This is a genomic window from Streptomyces sp. 891-h (assembly GCF_022760275.1).
In the GTDB taxonomy this organism is placed as follows: domain Bacteria; phylum Actinomycetota; class Actinomycetes; order Streptomycetales; family Streptomycetaceae; genus Streptomyces; species Streptomyces spirodelae.
Map to the genome: position 1 here is coordinate 6,608,629 of NZ_CP050693.1, position 17,004 is coordinate 6,625,632.

Below are 17,004 nucleotides of genomic sequence, written 5' to 3' on the forward strand. Positions count from 1 at the left end.
ATCTTTGCCCAAACCAGACCTCGTGGCCACTTTTCACCCCTTCCTGGCGCGGCCATGATGATCACGGGGCGTCGTGGGTGCCGTCCACGGCGACGCCGTCATACGCACCAACGTCAGGAGGACCCCATGGCCGGGCTCTGGAGCGGCGAGGGCGTACTGCGCCGCAAACCCATCGAGCACATCGAGGAGACCGAGGGCGGAGCAGGACCCCGGCTCTCGCGCACCCTCGGCCTGCGTCACCTGACCGCGATCGGCGTCGGCGGCATCATCGGAGCCGGTGTCTTCAGCCTCGCGGGCACGGTCGCCAACGGCAAGGCGGGCCCCGCCGTGCTGATCTCCTTCCTCGTCGCAGGACTGGCCAGCGCCTGCGCCGCGCTCTCCTACGCCGAGTTCGCCGGACTCATCCCGAAGGCCGGCTCCGCCTATACCTACGGCTACGCCGTGCTGGGCGAACTCGGCGGCTGGTTCATCGGCTGGGACCTGCTGCTGGAGTACACGGCCATCGTCGCCGTGGTCGCCATCGGCATCTCCGGCTACTTCTCCTTCCTGCTCGGAGAGACCGGCATCGACCTGCCCGCCTGGATGCTGGGCGCGCCGGGGAGCGGTGACGGGCACCGCGTCGACCTGTTCGCCGCCGTGCTGTGCCTGCTGATCGCCTATCTGCTCACCCGGGGCATCAAGAACGCTGCCCGCTTCGAGCTGATCGTCGTGGGCCTCAAGGTGGCGGTGGTCCTGCTGGTCATCGTCGTAGGCGTCTTCCACGTCAGGACCGGCAACTGGCACCCGTTCTTCCCGTTCGGCATCTCGGGCGCCTTCACCGGTGCCGCCACCGTCTTCTTCGCCGTCTTCGGCTACGACGCCATGAGCACGGCGGCCGAGGAGTCCACCGACGCCCAGAAGCACATGCCCAAGGCGATCATCTACTCGCTGGTCATCTCCATGGTGCTGTACGTCGCCGTCTGTCTGGTGCTGACCGGTATGCAGAACTACAAGGACATCGACCCCGACAGCGGCTTCTCCACCGCCTTCAAGTCCGTGGGGCTCGGCGGTATCGCCGACATCATCGCCGTCGGCGCGATCATCGGCATCCTCACCGTGATGTTCACCTTCATGCTCGGCGTCACCCGGGTGTGGTTCTCCATGAGCCGCGACGGGCTGCTGCCCAAGTGGTTCGCCAAGACCGACCCCGTCCGGCACGTGCCCGTGCGCGTCACCTGGATCGTGGGCGGCGTCTCCGCCGTCATCGCGGGCCTGCTGCCCATCCAGGAGGCCGCCGAGCTGACCAACATCGGCATCCTGCTGGCCTTCGTCGTGGTCTGCGTCGCGGTCATCGTGCTGCGCTACCGCCGCCCCGACCTGCCCCGCACCTTCAAGGTCCCCGGCATGCCCGTCACCCCGGCGCTCGGCGTCGTCTTCTCCCTCTGGCTGACCACCTACCTCACCTCGGAGACGTGGCTGCGCTTCGCCGTGTGGTTCGTCATCGGCATGGTGGTGTACTTCGGCTACTCCTACCGCAGGTCCGAACTGGCCAGGCGGCCCTCCGACACCCTTCCGCCCTCTCCGGGAAGCGGTAGGTGACAGATAGTACGGTCCCCCGTATGAGCGAAAACGGAACGCAGACGGTCAACACGGGCGGCATCCGGCTCAGCTACCGCTCCTGGGGCGAGGGCGACGGTGTCCCCGTCGTCCTGCTGCACTGTCTCGGTGAGGACGGTGAGGACTGGCGCGGCCCCCTCATCTCGGCGCTCGTGGGGGAGCACCCCGTCCACGCGCTCGACCTGCGCGGCCACGGGGAGAGCGACTGGCCCGGCAGCTACGCCATGGACGACTTCGTCGGCGACCTGCGCGGCTTTCTGGACGAGCTCGGCATCGGCAAGGCGATCCTGGTCGGCCACTCCTTCGGGTCCGTCGTCGCCTATCTGTTCGCCCAGCAGCACCCCGGGCGGGTGGACCGTCTGGTGCTGGAGGAGACCGCAGCGATGCGGCCGGTCCGGCCCCCGCAGGAGGTCCCCGAACCGCCGCCGGGCACCCCTGCCTTCGACTGGGAGGTCAAGGTGCAGTGGACCCGGCAGCGCAACGACCCCGACCCGCGCTGGTGGGAGCGGCTCGAGGCCGTCACAGCGCCCACGCTGCTGGTGGGCGGCGGCAACGGCAGCCACCTTCCGCAGGAGGACCTGCGGCTGATGGCCGAGCGGATGCCCGACGCGCGGGTCCTCACCGTCGACGGCGCGGGGCACCTGGTCCATGAGGCCAGGCCGATGGAGTTCACCAGGGCGGTCCTGGACTTCCTGAAGGAGTCCCTTCTGAAAGAGTCCTGAATCCCAGTGCGCTCCGGGGCGTCAGGAGGGGCGTGAGCTCTCCAGCGTGCGCCGGGCCCACCGGTAGTCGGCCTTGCCGCTGGGAGAGCGCTGGATCTGCTCCGTGATGACGATGGTGCGCGGCACCTTGAAACCGGCGAGCCGGGTGCGGGCATGCTCCCGCACCCCCTCGGCGGTCAGCGCACAGGCGGCAGCCCGGGGCTGGACCACGGCCGCGACGCGGTGGCCCCACCGCTCGTCGGGGATTCCCGCCACGAGCGCGTCGTAGACGTCCGGGTGCGACTTGAGGGCTTCCTCCACCTCCTCCGGGTAGACCTTCTCGCCCCCGGTGTTGATGCACTGCGAGCCCCGCCCCAGCACCGTGACGACCCCCTCCTCGTCGACGGTCGCCATGTCGCCGAGCAGCACCCACCGGGCGCCGTCCGCCTGGAAGAACGTCTCCGCGCTCTTGTCCGGGTCGTTGTAGTAGCCGAGCGGCACATGCCCGCGCAGCGCGATACGGCCGGCCTCGCCGGGCCGCACCGGTCGGTGAGTTGCGGGGTCCACGACGGCCGTGCGGTCGTTGACAGTGATCCGGAAGCCCTTCGCCGGGCCGGAGTCGGCTGTCGCGGTGCCGTTGAACCCGGACTCGGAGGAACCGAAGTTGTTGATGAGGGTGGTGTGCGGCAGCAGCGCGGTGAACTGATTCCGTACCGTCTCGGAGAGGATCGCCCCGGAGCTGGAGACCGCCAGCAGGGACGAGCAGTCGGTGCCGCGCAGTGGTCCGGCCAGCGCGTCCACCAGGGGGCGCAGCATCGCGTCGCCCACCAGCGAGACCGCCGTGACCCGCTCGCGTTCGATGGTGCGCAGCACCTCCTCGGGGACGAACTTGCGGTGCAGCACCACTTTCTGGCCGTAGTTGAGCCCGATGAAGAGGGTCAGGGTGGAGGTGCCGTGCATCAGCGGGGGAGTAGGGAAGAAGACCAGCCCCTCGCCGCCGGCCGCGACGCGCTCGGCAAGTTCCTCGGGGCGGGAGACCGGCCGGCCGGTGGGCGCGCCACCGCCGAGCCCGGCGAAGAACAGGTCCTCGGCCCGCCACATCACTCCTTTGGGCATTCCCGTGGTGCCACCGGTGTAGATGAGGAACAGGTCGTCGGGCGAGCGCGGGCCGAAGTCCCGCTCCGGTGACCCGGCCGCCTCCGCTTCGGCGAACTCGGCGACGCCGATCGGGGCGACGGTGAGCGCGATGTCCGGCCCCGGCTGCCGGACACGCGGCCGGCCGCCCACGCGTACGAGGTGGCGCAGCTTCCTGGCGCCCGGGGCTGCGGCGGCCACCCGGTCGGTGAACTCGCCGTCGAAGACGAGTGCGGTCAGGTCGGCGTCCCGGTAGAGGTAGGCCAGTTCGTCCGCGACATAGCGATAGTTGACGTTGACGGGGACGGCGCGGATCTTCAGACAGGCCAGCAGGGTCTGCACGTACTCGACACCGTTGTACAAATGCAGCCCGACGTGCGCGCCGGGCCCGACGCCCGCGTACGTCAGGTGGTGTGCGAGCCGGTTGGCCGCCCGGTCCAGCTCCGCGTAGGTGAGCCTGCGCTCGGCGCCGGTGCCGGGGTGGTCCAGGTGCACCAGTGCCTCACGGTGGGGGACGGTGTCGACGATCGACTCGAACAGATCGGCAAGGTTGTACTCCACGGCGCGCTCCTCCATACCCCGGCCCGGCGTACCCGCTCGTCTCGTGTGCGCCCCCCGTACGTGCTCGTGTCGTCCGGCGTCATCAGAGCACCGGCGAGTGCTGACGGGAAGGGCTTCCGCGGAAGAAATATGACGCCGCGTCAGAAAACTCTTGAAGTCCGCGCGGTCTTACTGCAACCTGTTCCAGGTCCCGAGGCGGCCGGCAGACGGGAGAAACCGCGATGAGCGGCACCGAGCATCTGACCGTGGAACGCCAGGGCGCCACCCTGGTGCTCACCCTCAACCGTCCCGAGGCGAAGAACGCCCTCTCGCTTCCGCTGCTCGTCGGCCTGTACGACGGCTGGCTGGAGGCCGACGCGGACGACACGGTCCGTTCCGTCGTCCTCACCGGCGCGGGCGGCACCTTCTGCGCCGGCATGGACCTCAAGGCCCTCGCCGGCGACGGCATGGCAGCCGGTCCTCACCGCGAGCGGCTGCGCGCTGACCCCGACCTGCACTGGAAGGCGATGCTTCGCCACCACAGGCCGCGCAAACCGGTGATCGCCGCCGTCGAGGGCCACTGCGTGGCGGGCGGAACGGAGATCCTCCAGGGCACGGACATCCGCGTTGCCGGGCAGAGCGCCGTGTTCGGCCTCTACGAGGTACGTCGCGGCCTGTTCCCCATCGGCGGCTCGACGGTCCGGCTCCCACGGCAGATCCCCCAGACGCACGCGCTGGAGATGCTGCTGACGGGGCGTCCGTACAGCGCGGAGGAAGCAGCGCGCATCGGGCTGATCGGACGCGTGGTGGCGGACGGCACAGCGCTGGACGCGGCCCTGGAGACGGCGGAACGGATCAACGCCTGCGGGCCGCTGGCCGTCGAGGCGGTGAAGGCGTCCGTCTACGAGACGGCAGCCATGACGGAAGAGGAGGGTCTGGCCGCCGAGTTGAAGCGAGGCTGGCCCGTCTTCGAGACGGCGGACGCCAAGGAGGGCGCACGGGCCTTCGCCCAGAAGCGCCCGCCGCGGTTCAGGCGGGAGTGAAGGCCGGGCAACGGCGGCAGCCCCGGAGCCTCAGCCACCTCACGGGAAGGTACCCACCCTTGAACGCGGTCCCCTCACCCAGAGTTCTCAGCGCACCCCTCGTCGTCGAGTTCCCTTTCACCCGCTCCCTCGGCCCCGTTCAGAGCGCCTTCCTCAGCGGGCTCCGCGACCGAACGGTCCTCGGCGTCCAGGCGTCGGACGGCCGCGTCGTCGTACCGCCCACCGAGTACGACCCCGTCACCAGCGAGGAGATCCGCGACCTGGTGGAGGTCGGACAGGAAGGCACCGTCACCACCTGGTCGTGGAACGGCAACCCGCGCAGAGGTCAGCCCCTGCGGCACCCCTTCGCCTGGGCACTGGTCCGGTTGGACGGTGCCGACACCGCCCTCCTGCACGCACTGGACGCGCCGGAGGGACCCGACTCGGTCAGCACCGGCATGCGCGTCCGTATCCGCTGGGCGGCGGACCGCGCGGGCACCATCACGGACATCGCCTGCTTCGAGCCCGCGGGCGACCGCTTCGGACCCGCAGGCGACAGCTCCGGGCCCGCGGGCGAGCGCGAACCGGTCCACCGGCCCGAGCCGCACACCGGCGAGTTCGCCGACCCCGTCACCGGCATCGTCGCACCGGCCCGCCTCGACTACACCTACACGCCCGGCCGGGCACAGACCCGCTACCTCGACGCGCTGGCCACCCACCGCACCCTGGGCGAGCGCTGTCCCCGGTGCCACAAGGTGTACGTACCGCCGCGCGGCGCCTGCCCCACCTGCGGGGTGCACACGGGCGAACAGGTCGAGGTCGGCCCGCGCGGGACCGTCACCACCTTCTGCGTCGTCAACATCAAGGCCAAGGGCCTGGACATCGACGTGCCGTACGTCTACGCGCACATCGCGCTGGACGGCGCCGGGCTCGCGCTGCACGGCCGGATCGCCGGCATCCCCTACGACCAGGTGCGCATGGGCCTGCGCGTGGAGCCCGTATGGGCCGAGAGCGGGCGCTATCCGGACCACTACCGGCCCACCGGCGAGCCCGACGCCGAGTACGAGACGTACAAGGAGCTGCTGTGACAGGCGGAGCGGTGAACGGTTCAACGGGCGCCCGCGACGTCGCCGTTGTCGCCTTCGCGCAGACGGCGCACGTACGCGCGGCGGACAACCTGTCCGAGGTCGAGATGCTGATGCCGGTGCTGCGCGAGGTGCTCGACCGGACGGGACTGTCCACCGGAGAGCTCGACTTCATCTGCTCCGGCTCCTGCGACTACCTGGCGGGGCGCCCCTTCTCCTTCACCATGGCGCTGGACGGGGTGGGCGCCTGGCCGCCGATCTCCGAGTCCCATGTGGAGATGGACGGCGCCTGGGCGCTCTACGAGGCATGGGTGAAGATCCTCACCGGTGAGGCGGAGACCGCACTGGTGTACTCCTACGGCAAGTCCTCCGCCGGCGACCTGCCCGAGGTCCTCACCCGGCAGCTCGATCCCTACTACGTCGCCCCGCTGTGGCCCGACTCCCTCTCGCTCGCCGCCCTCCAGGCCCGCGCCCTGCTGGACGCGGGCGAGACCGACGAGCGGGAGCTGGCCGGGATCGCCGCACGCAGCAGGAACGCGGCCGAGGACAACCCCTGGGCCCAACTGGGCGGCTCACCGGGCGCCGACACGCTGCTGGAGAGCGCCTATCTGGCCATGCCGCTGCGCCTGCACGACGTACCGCCCGTGACCGACGGTGCCGCAGCCGTGGTGCTCGCCGCCGGGGACACGGCGCGCCGCCTGGCCCGGCGTCCCGCCTGGATCCGCGGAATGGACCACCGGATCGATGCGCACAGTCTGGGCGTACGCGACCTCACCGACTCGCCCTCCACCCGGCTGGCGGCCGAGCGCGCCGGACTCTTCGACCCCGGTGCACCGCCGCCGGGCCTCGCCGAACTGCACGCACCCTTCACCTCCCAGGAGGTCGTCCTGCGCAAGGCGTTGCGGCTCGGTGCGGACACCGTCGTCAACCCCTCGGGCGGCCCGCTGGCGGCCAACCCCGTCATGGCGGCCGGGCTCGTACGGATCGGTGAGGCGGCGGCGCGCGTCTCCCGCGGCGAGGCCCGCCGTGCTGTCGCGCACGCCACTTCCGGACCCTGCCTCCAGCAGAACCTCGTCGCGGTCCTGGAGTCCGACGGGAAGGGCGACGGTCAGGGCGACGGCGTAGGCAAAGGCGAAGGGGGCCACACATGAGCGGCCAGACCCGGCCCGGCAGCGGCAAGGAGCCCGTCGGCGTCGTCGGCATCGGCCAGACCAAGCACGTCTCGGCCCGCCGAGACGTCTCCATGGCGGGGCTGGTGCGGGAGGCGGCGGCACGGGCACTCCAGGACGCGGAGCTCGGCTGGGCCGACATCGACGCCGTGGTGATCGGAAAGGCGCCCGACTTCTTCGAGGGCGTCATGATGCCCGAGCTGTACCTGGCGGACGCTCTCGGCGCGGTCGGCAAACCCATGCTGCGGGTGCACACGGCAGGCTCCGTCGGCGGCAGCACAGCGCTGGTGGCCGCCGGTCTGGTGGCCGCTCGCGTGCACCGCACCGTGCTGACCCTGGCGTTCGAGAAGCAGTCCGAGTCCAACGCCATGTGGGGCCTCTCGCTGCCCGTCCCGTTCCAGCAGCCCCTGCTGGCGGGAGCCGGCGGGTTCTTCGCTCCGCATGTGCGGGCCTATATGCACCGCACCTCGGCGCCCGACCACATCGGCGCACTGGTCGCCTACAAGGACCGCCGCAACGCGCTGAAGAACCCGTACGCCCACCTGCACGAGGAGGACATCACCCTGGAGAAGGTGCGCTCCTCACCGATGCTGTGGGACCCCATCCGCTACTCGGAGACCTGCCCCTCCTCCGACGGGGCCTGCGCCATGGTGCTGACCGACCGCGCGGGCGCCGCGCGCGCCCCGCGCCCGCCTGCCTGGGTACAGGGCGGTGCCATGCGCAGCGAACCCACGCTCTTCGCGGGCAAGGACGCGGTCTCGCCCCGCGCGGGCAGCGACTGCGCGGCCGATGTCTACCGGCAGTCGGGTATCACCGAGCCGCGCCGCGAGATCGACGCCGTGGAGATGTATGTGCCGTTCTCCTGGTACGAGCCGATGTGGCTGGAGAACCTCGGCTTCGCCGAACAGGGCGAGGGATGGAAGCTGACCGAGTCCGGGGCGACGGAACTCGACGGCGACCTGCCGGTCAACCCTTCGGGCGGCGTGCTGTCCACCAATCCGATCGGCGCCTCGGGGATGCTCCGGTTCGCCGAGGCGGCCCTCCAGGTACGCGGTACGGCAGGCGCGCATCAGGTCCCAGGGGCGCGCAGGGCGCTCGGACACGCCTACGGAGGCGGCTCGCAGTTCTTCGCCATGTGGCTGGTCGGAACCGAGCCGCCCGGGACGTGACGCCACCGGGCCACAGTGCTGCGAACCCGTGCCGTGTCCGCGGTGCCACAGCGGGTGCGGGAGGGGGCGTATCCCCTCGTTTTCCCCCGTTCCGCGCCCTGTCCCGGCGGCCCGGGCCGTGGTTAGGGTGGCGCCGGGACGGACGATGACCGGGAGGAGCACCAGCGTGGCCGACAGCACCATCGGGCAGCCCGAACTCGACCTGAGCCGGGCACAGTGGCAGTCGAGCAGCCGGGGCACCGGCGATGTCGAGATCGCCTTCGTCGAGGGGTTCGTGGCGATGCGGCACGGTCGCCAGCCCGACAAGCCCGCGCTCATCTTCGACCCGGGGGAGTGGCGCGCCTTCGTGCGCGGGGCGCGCGAGGGCGAGTTCGATCTGACCTGAGGCCCCGACGCGACGTCCGGTGTCACGGCTTTCGGCCTTCGCCGGCACGGGCACCGCCCGCGGGCGTAAGCTCTGCCCGTCCCGGAGGGAATCCGCCGGAATCCGCCCGGGAGATGGAACGGCGGGAACAACGGACAGACAGCGGACGGCGAAACGGCGAGGACGGCGACGGTGGCGCTGCTGGAGCGGGAGGCCGAACTCGCCGCTGTCGAGCGCGCCGTCACCCTGCTGTGCGGCACCGGCGTCCCCGCAGCACCCGACACCGACAACAGAGCGGCGTCCACGGGTGGTCTCCTCGCGTTCACCGGAGCGGCCGGACTCGGCAAGACCGCGCTGCTGCGCGAGACCGCGGCCCACGTCACCGCACGCGGCGGCACCGTGCTGTACGCGTGCGGAGGCGAGCAGGAACAGGAGGTCGGCTTCCACGTCGTCCGCCGACTGCTCGCACCGCTGCGCCCCGCACTCGACGAACGGGAGCTCCGCGCCGAGCTGGGCAGTTGGTACGACTTGGCCGCACCCGCCGCCGGACTCCCGGCCCCCGGCAGCACCGTGGTGCCGCACCCGCGCGGAGTGCGCCTGGCCCTCGACCGGCTCTTCGGCCACCTCGCCGTACGCCACGCGCCGCTCGCCGTCCTCGTCGACGACGCGCACTGGGCCGACCCCGCGTCGCTGGCCTGGCTCACCGGGTTCGCGCCGCGCGCCCCCGGACTGCGGCTGCTGTGCGCGCTCGGCTACGACCCCCAGGAGCTGCGCCCCGAGGCGGCGCCCTTCCGGGCGGCCGCGGACGGGGCGCCGGAGCCGCCGTACGGCCTGACCGAGCTGAGCACCGACGCCGTCGCCCGGCTCGCCCGGGACACCACTGCCGAGGTCGCCGACACCGCCTTCGCCGAAGAGTGCCGGAAACTCACCGGCGGCAACCCGCGCGCGGTGACAGAGCTGTTGCACCAGGCGCGCGATGCGGGCCTGGAGCCGCGCCACCACAGCGTGCCGCGGCTGGCCGGACTCGCACCACCGGCGCCCGGAGCGGAGCTCCCGCACCGGCTGCAGAACCTCGGCCCCGACTGCGTACGGCTCTGCTGGGCCGTCGCCGTGCTCGGCGCCGACGCCACGCTCCCGTTCGCGGCGCGAGTCGCCGGGCTCCGCGGCGAGACGGCACGGGGCGCTGTGGCCCGGCTCCGCGCGGCGCGGGTGCTGGAGGTGCCCGACGGCGCGGACGGCGAACCGCTCTCCTTCGCCCACCCCTCCGTCGCCGCAGAGGTCTACCGCGCCGTACCCGCGAGCATCCGTACGGCCCTGCACGGCCAGACGGCAGCCGCGCTCGCAGCCGACCCCGGCAGCCCGTACGGCTCGTCGGTGCGCCATCTGCTGGAGGTGCACCCCGACGGTGACCTGGACCTCGTCGAGCAGCTGCGGCGGGCGGCGCACGAGTACACGGTGGCGGGCGCGCCCGAGGCCGCCTACCGGTGCCTGGGGCGAGCCCTGCGGGAGCCGCCTGCCTCGCGCGACCGGCCCACGGTCCTGTACGAGCTGGCCGCAGCCGCCTTCCGCTCCGGCGCCCCGGCCGCCGCCGTGCACCCGCTGCGCGCCGCGCTCGAAGAGCCCGCCTGCGGCGCCGAGCTGCGCCTGGCCGCCGTCCGCCTCCTGGCGCGGGCGCTCTCCCGTGCCGGGCGCGGACGGGAGGCCCTGGGAGCGCTGGAAGCGCAGGCCCGACGCGCGAGCGCACCCGCCGAGCGGGAGGCGCTGCACGCCGAGCTGACCGTGTGGCGCGCGCTGAACGCCGGGGCCGGCCCTCGCGCCGGGGCCCGCGCCGACGAAACTGACGCCACTGAGGGCGCTGACGCCACCGACGACACTGGCGCCACCGAAGCCTCCCAGGGCGCCGACAGCACCGAGGGAGCGCCGTCCCACCCGGCCCTCCGCGCCTGGCAGGCCCTGCGGTGCGGGGAGCCCGCCGCCACGGTGCTCCGGCACGCGGAGGAAGCCGTCGCGGCAGGGCTGTCCTGGACCGACGACCCCTGGGGCTGCGAGACCCCCGCTCTCGTCGCTCTCACCTTCCTGCACTGCGGCAGACCCGACCGCGCCGAGCAGCTCTTGCTGGAGGGAATCGCCGCCTGCGAGCGCGCCGGACTGCACGGCGAACACCTCGCTCTGGCCCGCACCCTCCTGGCGGAGCGGGGCGCCCGGCGGTAACGGGGCACTGACTGGGGGCGATCACGAGCGGCCACGTACTATTGCGGCATGTCGTTCCTCCGCCGCCGCAGCGCCGCCGTGCCCGCAGGCCCGGACTTCGATGTCCTGGCCATGGACCCGTCCGACTGGCCGGGGAATCTCGGGGCCGGTCTGCTGCCCGCACCGGACGGCACCTGCCAGGGCGTCTTCCTGCGCTACGACCTGTTCGGCGGCCGCGGCCCGGCGATGATCATCGGGAATCTGCCCGAGGGCTCCCCGGCCCGGGAGGTCGCCGAGGGCGAGATCCCGTTCGAGGTGGCGCAGCTCCTCTCCGCGCTGGAGAACGACGAGCACGTCGAGGTCGTCGGTACGGAGGACGACCCGGTGATGCACGAGGACAACCTGCTGATCATGCGCCGTATCAAGCTCTCCGAAGACCGGATCTCCTGCGTCCAGTTCGACCGCAGCGACGGTGTGCTGGTCACCATCGCGAGCTGGGACCGGCCCATCACCAACGACCTGTACGCGCTGCTCAAGCCGCTGCCCGCGGAGATGTTCCAGCAGTGACCCGGTAGCCGTACGCCGCGAGGGCGGCCGGCACGCGCTGTGCCGGCCGCCCTCGGGCCCGTGCCCGCTCAGCGGAGGACGCGGACGTCCTCGGCCTTGACGAAGGCCACCCGGTGACCGAGCTGGATCTGGTAGTACCGCTGCTTGCCCCGTACCACCTGGAAGTTCTTCGCGTCCGGGTCGTAGGTGACCGCGTACAGGTACTCGCCCGACGTCTTCAGGCCCGCGACATAGCGCTGACCGGCCGCCACCTTGTACGGCAGCGGCGAGAGAGCCTGCACGGGTACGCCCTCGGGGAAGGCGGAGGCCTCCGGGTAGGCGCGCCCGTACACCGGGATCTCGTCCAGCCCGGCACGGGGGGTGATCACGGCGCCCCGTCCCGGAACAGCGGTCGGCTGGTCGGCGGGGTTGTGGAACCACGCCTTCTGGCCGAGGTACCAGATCGCCGTCCAGTCGCCCTTCCGGTCCGCTACGGCGTACTGCTGGCCGGTGGTGGCCCGGGCCCCGGTGTCGTTGACTCCCGTGGTCGAGGGCGAGCCGTCCGGCCGCAGCCCGACGTCCTTGACCAGCGGCGCCGACGCGTCCGGCGCCTCGTGCAGCCGAACGGCGGACGAGCCGTGCTCCGGGCAGGGCTTGCCCGCTGACTCACATCCCGTGTACAGCGGCTTGTGCTTGTCGTAGGTGGGCCGGATCGTCAGCACGCCGGACCGCGGCCCGGCCTTGGGCGTGAAGGGCTTGCCCATCAGCGTGAAATAGTGCTGCCAGTCCCAGTACGGGCCCGGGTCGGTGTGCATGCCCCTGATGCTGGAGGCCGTCGGGCCCGGCACATTGTCGTGGCCGAGGATGTGCTGGCGGTCCAGCGGGATGTCGTACCGCTTGGCGAGGTACTTCACCAGCCGCGCCGAACTGCGGTACATCGCCTCCGTGTACCAGGCGTCCGGGTCGGTCAGGAACCCCTCGTGCTCCAGCCCGACCGACTTGGAGTTGACGTACCAGTTGCCCGCGTGCCAGGCGGCGTCCTTGTTGCGCACATGCTGCGCCACATGGCCGTCGGACGACCGGAGCGTGTAGTTCCACGAGACGTACTTGGGATTGGTCACCAGATCGAGCGTCGTCTCGTAGCTGCCCTCGGTGTCGTGCACGATGATGTAGTCGATCTTCTGCGACCGGGGCCGCCGCGCCTTGTCGTGGTTGCCGTAGTCCTCCTCGCCGTTGCTGTCCGTCCACTTCTCGTACGGCGCCGGGTACCACTCGCAGTCCACACTGCGCGGGCACTCGGCCCGGCTGTCGGCGTGGCGTGCCCGGTCGGCGGCGGCCGGGACGCGCAGCTTCGGCGTGGCCCGGAGGGTGACCGATTCGCCGGTGTCGGTGGTGCGGCGCTCACCCTCCCGCAGCACCTCGAACACGTCGGCGGCGAAGGCCGTGGCGCTCGGCCCGCCCCGGCCGCCACCCGGGTACGCGGCCACGGCCTCGTACCAGTCGGCGGGATCGGCGCTCAGCGGGTGACCCAGCCGCCGCTGGGCGTCCGCCAGCAGCGCGGCGCCGCCCCGCACATTCGCCTCCGTCGAGGTGCGCAGCCGGCCGGGGGAGACCCCCGTGAGCTCGGCCGCGCGCTCCAGCGTGCGCAGTCGTGCGGGCAGCTTCCCCGGCCGCTTCGGCGTGGCCGGCTCCGCGGCGACCTTGGCGGGGCGCGCGCTGTCGCCCCGGGCGTCCTCCGAACCGGCGTGGCCGTGCTGCCGGGAGGAGGCCAGCGCGGTACGCGCGTCGGTGAGATGCATCGGGCCGTAACCGCCCGAGACGCTGGGCGCGCCCTGGTGCGTGTCCCAGCGCGACTGAAGGTACGAGACGCCGAGCAGCACCTTCTCGGGCACCTGGTAGCGGTCGGCGGCAGCGGTGAACTGCTCCTGGAGCGTGTCCTGGCGGGGCTGCTTGGCGCTCGCGCTGGTGCCGGCCGCCAGCAGCGGTACGACGAGGGCGGCCGCCGCCGCGCCGACGACCGCGCTGCGGGGACCGCGCCGGCTGAGGTGTCTGTCGCTGCGTCTGCCGGAACGTCTGCCGGAACGTCTGCCGGTTGGCTTGCCGCCGCTTGTGTCGCTGCGGCCGTCGTCGGCGGTGGTGCTGTCAGGGGCACGGACGGATCGTGGCAATGCCGCCTCCTCGGACTGGGCGCCGTGGGATCACGTGCGCGAGCAGTCCTCAGACGTACCCATTTGCCGACGATCCGTCAATCATTCCGCACGACGCACACGTTCGGCCGACAGACCGGCGGGAAACGTCGCACGTCGACCGGGTGGCCGGGTGTGACGGGCACCCGGGGCGTCACCGGTGCAGACCGGTGACGCCGCTGCGCCCCACCCGATCGGGTGACCTCATCCGGTTCAGCGGGTGCCGACCGCGGCACGGACGGCCCGCCGCGCGGTCGCACAGTCGTCGTGCAGCCTGCGCAGCAGCAGCCGCTGCTCCTCGCCCGTCGGAATCCCACCGGCCCTGACCGCCGCCGCTGCCTCGGCCGCGACCTGCGCCGAGGGCTCCCGCATGGTGCGCTGCACCGCCATCTCGTAGGTGCGGATCTCCCTGGTGAGGATCAGCATCAGGTTCACCAGGAAGGCGTCCCGTGCCGCGGGGCCGGCCGCCTGGGCGAGCTGGCTGAGCTGGCGGCGCGCCAGTGGCGCGTCCCCGAGCACCGCCCACAGCGACGCCAGGTCGTAGCCGGGCAGGTACCAGCCGGCGTGTTCCCAGTCGACGAGCGAGGGCCCCGTCGGACCGAGCATCACGTTGGTCAGCAGGGCGTCCCCGTGGCAGAACTGCCAGGGCACTCCCCGTCGGCCGCCGGGGCGGCGGGTCTGCGCCAGTCCGTGCAGCAGCTTCTGCAGGTCGCCCAGGTCCCGGTCGGTCAGCAGCCCCTGCTCGTGGAAGCGGGACAGCCGCGCCGGGTAGTCCAGGGGGCGTTCGAACAGCGAGGGCGGCGGCTCCCACTGGTTGACCCGGCGGAAGGTGCCGATCGCCGCTCGCAGATCCGCGCGCGGCGGAGCCTCGAACGGATGCCGCTGCGCCGCCGCCACCCTGCCGGGCACCCTTTCGATCACCAGTGTGCAGGTGTCCGGGTCGGCGGCGATCAGCCGGGGGGTCCGCACGGGCGGCCGGTGCCGCACGAACGCGCGGTAGGCCGCTATTTCGTGCTGGAAGCGCTCGGCCCAGGCGGGGGAGTGGTCCAGCAGACACTTGGCGATGACGGTGTTGCGGCCCGCTGTTCCGGCCAGCAGTACCGAGCGCCCTCGCTTGCGCAGCAGCTGGACCGGCGTGAACTCCGGGCAGATCCGGTGGATCGAGGCGATGGCGGCACGGAGCTGCGCGCCTTGCGGGCCGGACAAGTCCAGCCTCCCGCTGACGGATTGGGACACGGTACTGGGCGCGCGAAGGCCCATACGTGCGCCGGCGCGCGGGCCGGGCAGGCCCGGCGCGCGCGAGGGATCGCGCGACGGATCGGGAGCCAGCACTGCCGGTCCCCTTCCGTACGGCTGCGGCGCGGGGGCCGCACGCGGTCGGCGCTGCACGGACACGGGGGATGGGGCTGAATACATGGGCGCGCGAGATCCCTTCGTGTGCCGACGGGTTTCCGCGCCTCCCCGGCGGTCCGCCCGGAGCCTGTGCACCCTGGGGAATGCGGCCGGACGGAGCGACCGGGGTGGCGCGTTCCTACAGGACACCCCGGCGCGGGTGGCACACCATCTGGCGGACCCTGGCGAACCCTGGCGAATGCGCTCGGGGCCGCCGTACCGAGTCGTACGGAAGCTACTGTCAACTCAGCCGAGAACCTGGGGGCTTGATGTGACAAAGGGACCCAACGCACGTCTCGCGGACCTCTTCGCCCTGGCCGGCTGGTCGAAGGGCGAGCTCGCCCGGCTGGTCAACCGGCAGGCCGCGGCGATGGGATACGCGCAGCTGGCGACGGACACCTCACGGGTGCGGCGTTGGATCGACACGGGGGAGACCCCGCGCGATCCGGTGCCCAAGGTGCTGGCGTCCCTGTTCACCGAGCGACTCGGCCGTGTCGTGACCATCGAGGACCTCGGGTTCACCAGGCCGGGACAGGCAGCTCACTCGGAGCCCGTCGAAGGGCTGCCGCTGCCGTCCGGACAGATCGCCGCGGTCCTCACCGAATTCACGGGAATGGACCTCATGCTCAACCGACGCGGCTTGGTGGGTGCGGGCGCCGCGCTCGCCGCAGGATCGGCACTCAGCAGTGCCATGCACAACTGGCTCAGCACGGACCCGGCGAGGTCCGCTGCGCAGGGTGCCACAGGAGGGGCCCAGGCCGTACCGGCCGGCCACTCGTCCTACGACCGCTACGAGGCGGCCCCCGTGGGGCTGCAGGAGATCGAGGCGCTGGAGCACTCCGTCGAGGTCTTCCGCGCCTGGGACGCCGCGCGTGGCGGCGGCCTCCAGCGCAAGGCCGTGGTGGGCCAGCTCAACGAGGTGGGCGGGATGCTCTCCTACCACCACCCCGAGCCGCTGCGGCGCCGGCTGTGGGGCGTCGCGGCCAATCTCGCGGTGCTCGCCGGCTGGATGTCGCACGACGTGGGCCTGGAGCCCACAGCGCAGAAGTACTTCGTGATCGCGGCCCACGCGGCACGGGAGGGCGGTGACCGGCCGCGCGCCGGCGAGGCCCTCTCGCGCGCCGCCCGGCAGATGGTGCACCTGGGCCGTCCCGACGACGCGCTCGACCTGGTGCAGCTCGCCCAGTCCGGCTCCGGCGACGAGGCGCTGCCCCGCACCCGCGCCATGTTCTGCACCATCGAGGCGTGGGCGCAGGCGTCCATGGGCCGCGGCCAGGAGATGCGGCGCACCCTCGGCCGGGCCGAGGAGCTGTTCGCCTCGGACAAAGGCGATGTGTCGCCGCCCAGTTGGATGCAGATGTTCGACGAGGCCGATCTGTACGGCATGGAGGCGCTGGCCTTCCGTACGCTCGCCGACCACGAACCCGTCGCGGCCCGGACGGCTGAGCAGCACGCCAAACGGGCCCTGGCACTCCGTGCGGAGGGGCGGCAGCGCTCCCAGATCTTCGACTACATCTCGATGGCCTCGGCCTGCTTCATCTCCGACGACCCGGAGCAGGCGGACCGCTACGCCCGCCTGGCACTGCTGTCCATCAACGAGAACTCCTCGCACCGCACCTGGGACCGGCTGCGCGAGATGTACCGGCTCACCGGCCAGTACGCCGGTTACGGGAAGATCGAGGAGCTGCGCGCGGAGATCCAGGAGGCGCTGCCCCGGGCGCCGAAACCCTCGCGGAGCGGCAGAGGTCTCAAGGACGCCGACGAACTGAAGCGGGCACCCGGCGACATCCGGGACATCCGCAGCGCACGTGGCTCCAAAGGAGTCAGGTCCGTGTGAGGCGTGCAGAGGGCGTGAGGCGGCAGCGGGCCGAGTGAGCCGGACGGCCCCGGCGGCCGGCCCGCCTCACCGC

13 protein-coding genes are annotated in these 17,004 nt (G+C 72.2%); 10 read left to right on the forward strand and 3 right to left on the reverse strand.

Annotated features, from left to right (window positions below; all coding sequences use genetic code 11):
• Positions 1-126 precede the first annotated feature (126 nt).
• Positions 127-1,578: an amino acid permease gene (locus tag HC362_RS29125; RefSeq protein WP_243087145.1), complete on the forward strand. Its 1,452-nt coding sequence runs from the start codon at positions 127-129 to the stop codon at positions 1,576-1,578.
• Between the two features lie 20 nt (positions 1,579-1,598).
• A complete protein-coding gene (locus tag HC362_RS29130) occupies positions 1,599-2,318 on the forward strand; it encodes an alpha/beta hydrolase (protein WP_243087146.1) in 720 nt (239 codons plus the stop codon).
• A gap of 21 nt (positions 2,319-2,339) precedes the next feature.
• On the opposite strand, the gene HC362_RS29135 is transcribed toward HC362_RS29130, so the two are convergent.
• Positions 2,340-3,992, reverse strand: a complete 1,653-nt coding sequence (locus HC362_RS29135; RefSeq protein WP_243087147.1) for an acyl-CoA synthetase — start codon at positions 3,990-3,992, stop codon at positions 2,340-2,342.
• A gap of 221 nt (positions 3,993-4,213) precedes the next feature.
• Here HC362_RS29135 and HC362_RS29140 point away from each other — a divergent pair, with 221 nt between their 5' ends.
• From HC362_RS29140 to HC362_RS29170, 7 genes are all read left to right on the forward strand, one after another.
• Positions 4,214-5,014 (forward strand): crotonase/enoyl-CoA hydratase family protein, encoded by an 801-nt coding sequence (locus HC362_RS29140; RefSeq protein ID WP_243087148.1) that lies wholly within the window; start codon positions 4,214-4,216, stop codon positions 5,012-5,014.
• A 59-nt stretch (positions 5,015-5,073) separates the two neighbouring features.
• Positions 5,074-6,081 carry an OB-fold nucleic acid binding domain-containing protein gene (locus HC362_RS29145; RefSeq protein WP_243087149.1) on the forward strand — a complete coding sequence of 336 codons (1,008 nt, stop codon included), beginning with the start codon at positions 5,074-5,076 and terminating at the stop codon, positions 6,079-6,081.
• Positions 6,078-7,229 carry a thiolase domain-containing protein gene (locus HC362_RS29150; protein ID WP_243087150.1) on the forward strand — a complete coding sequence of 384 codons (1,152 nt, stop codon included), beginning with the start codon at positions 6,078-6,080 and terminating at the stop codon, positions 7,227-7,229. The genes HC362_RS29145 and HC362_RS29150 overlap by 4 nt, the downstream gene beginning before the upstream one ends.
• Positions 7,226-8,416 (forward strand): thiolase domain-containing protein, encoded by a 1,191-nt coding sequence (locus HC362_RS29155; protein ID WP_243087151.1) that lies wholly within the window; start codon positions 7,226-7,228, stop codon positions 8,414-8,416. The genes HC362_RS29150 and HC362_RS29155 overlap by 4 nt, the downstream gene beginning before the upstream one ends.
• A 145-nt stretch (positions 8,417-8,561) precedes the next feature.
• Positions 8,562-8,801 carry a DUF397 domain-containing protein gene (locus HC362_RS29160; RefSeq protein ID WP_209238062.1) on the forward strand — a complete coding sequence of 80 codons (240 nt, stop codon included), beginning with the start codon at positions 8,562-8,564 and terminating at the stop codon, positions 8,799-8,801.
• A 171-nt stretch (positions 8,802-8,972) separates the two neighbouring features.
• A complete protein-coding gene (locus tag HC362_RS29165) occupies positions 8,973-10,991 on the forward strand; it encodes an ATP-binding protein (RefSeq protein ID WP_243087152.1) in 2,019 nt (672 codons plus the stop codon).
• A gap of 48 nt (positions 10,992-11,039) precedes the next feature.
• Positions 11,040-11,537: a hypothetical protein gene (locus tag HC362_RS29170; RefSeq protein ID WP_243087153.1), complete on the forward strand. Its 498-nt coding sequence runs from the start codon at positions 11,040-11,042 to the stop codon at positions 11,535-11,537.
• A gap of 68 nt (positions 11,538-11,605) precedes the next feature.
• Here the strand turns inward: HC362_RS29170 and HC362_RS29175 are convergent, their stop codons facing one another.
• On the reverse strand, positions 11,606-13,498 hold the full coding sequence (locus tag HC362_RS29175; RefSeq protein WP_243088872.1) for an N-acetylmuramoyl-L-alanine amidase: 1,893 nt from the start codon (positions 13,496-13,498) through the stop codon (positions 11,606-11,608).
• Positions 13,499-13,915: 417 nt separating this feature from the next.
• Positions 13,916-15,118: an aminoglycoside phosphotransferase family protein gene (locus HC362_RS29180; protein ID WP_243087154.1), complete on the reverse strand. Its 1,203-nt coding sequence runs from the start codon at positions 15,116-15,118 to the stop codon at positions 13,916-13,918.
• A gap of 247 nt (positions 15,119-15,365) precedes the next feature.
• On the opposite strand from HC362_RS29180, the gene HC362_RS29185 reads away from it, so the two are divergent.
• Positions 15,366-16,931 carry a hypothetical protein gene (locus tag HC362_RS29185; protein ID WP_243087155.1) on the forward strand — a complete coding sequence of 522 codons (1,566 nt, stop codon included), beginning with the start codon at positions 15,366-15,368 and terminating at the stop codon, positions 16,929-16,931.
• The last annotated feature ends 73 nt before the right edge of the window (positions 16,932-17,004 follow it).

What these genes read in the sequence shown, in the direction of transcription:
- HC362_RS29170 (WP_243087153.1), top strand. Translation starts at nt 11,040, where the DNA reads ATGTCGTTCCTCCGCCGCCGCAGCGCCGCCGTGCCCGCAGGCCCGGAC.
- HC362_RS29130 (WP_243087146.1), top strand. Translation starts at nt 1,599, where the DNA reads ATGAGCGAAAACGGAACGCAGACGGTCAACACGGGCGGCATCCGGCTC.
- HC362_RS29160 (WP_209238062.1), top strand. Translation starts at nt 8,562, where the DNA reads ATGACCGGGAGGAGCACCAGCGTGGCCGACAGCACCATCGGGCAGCCC.
- HC362_RS29180 (WP_243087154.1), bottom strand. Translation starts at nt 15,118, where the DNA reads ATGTATTCAGCCCCATCCCCCGTGTCCGTGCAGCGCCGACCGCGTGCG.
- HC362_RS29140 (WP_243087148.1), top strand. Translation starts at nt 4,214, where the DNA reads ATGAGCGGCACCGAGCATCTGACCGTGGAACGCCAGGGCGCCACCCTG.
- HC362_RS29125 (WP_243087145.1), top strand. Translation starts at nt 127, where the DNA reads ATGGCCGGGCTCTGGAGCGGCGAGGGCGTACTGCGCCGCAAACCCATC.
- HC362_RS29155 (WP_243087151.1), top strand. Translation starts at nt 7,226, where the DNA reads ATGAGCGGCCAGACCCGGCCCGGCAGCGGCAAGGAGCCCGTCGGCGTC.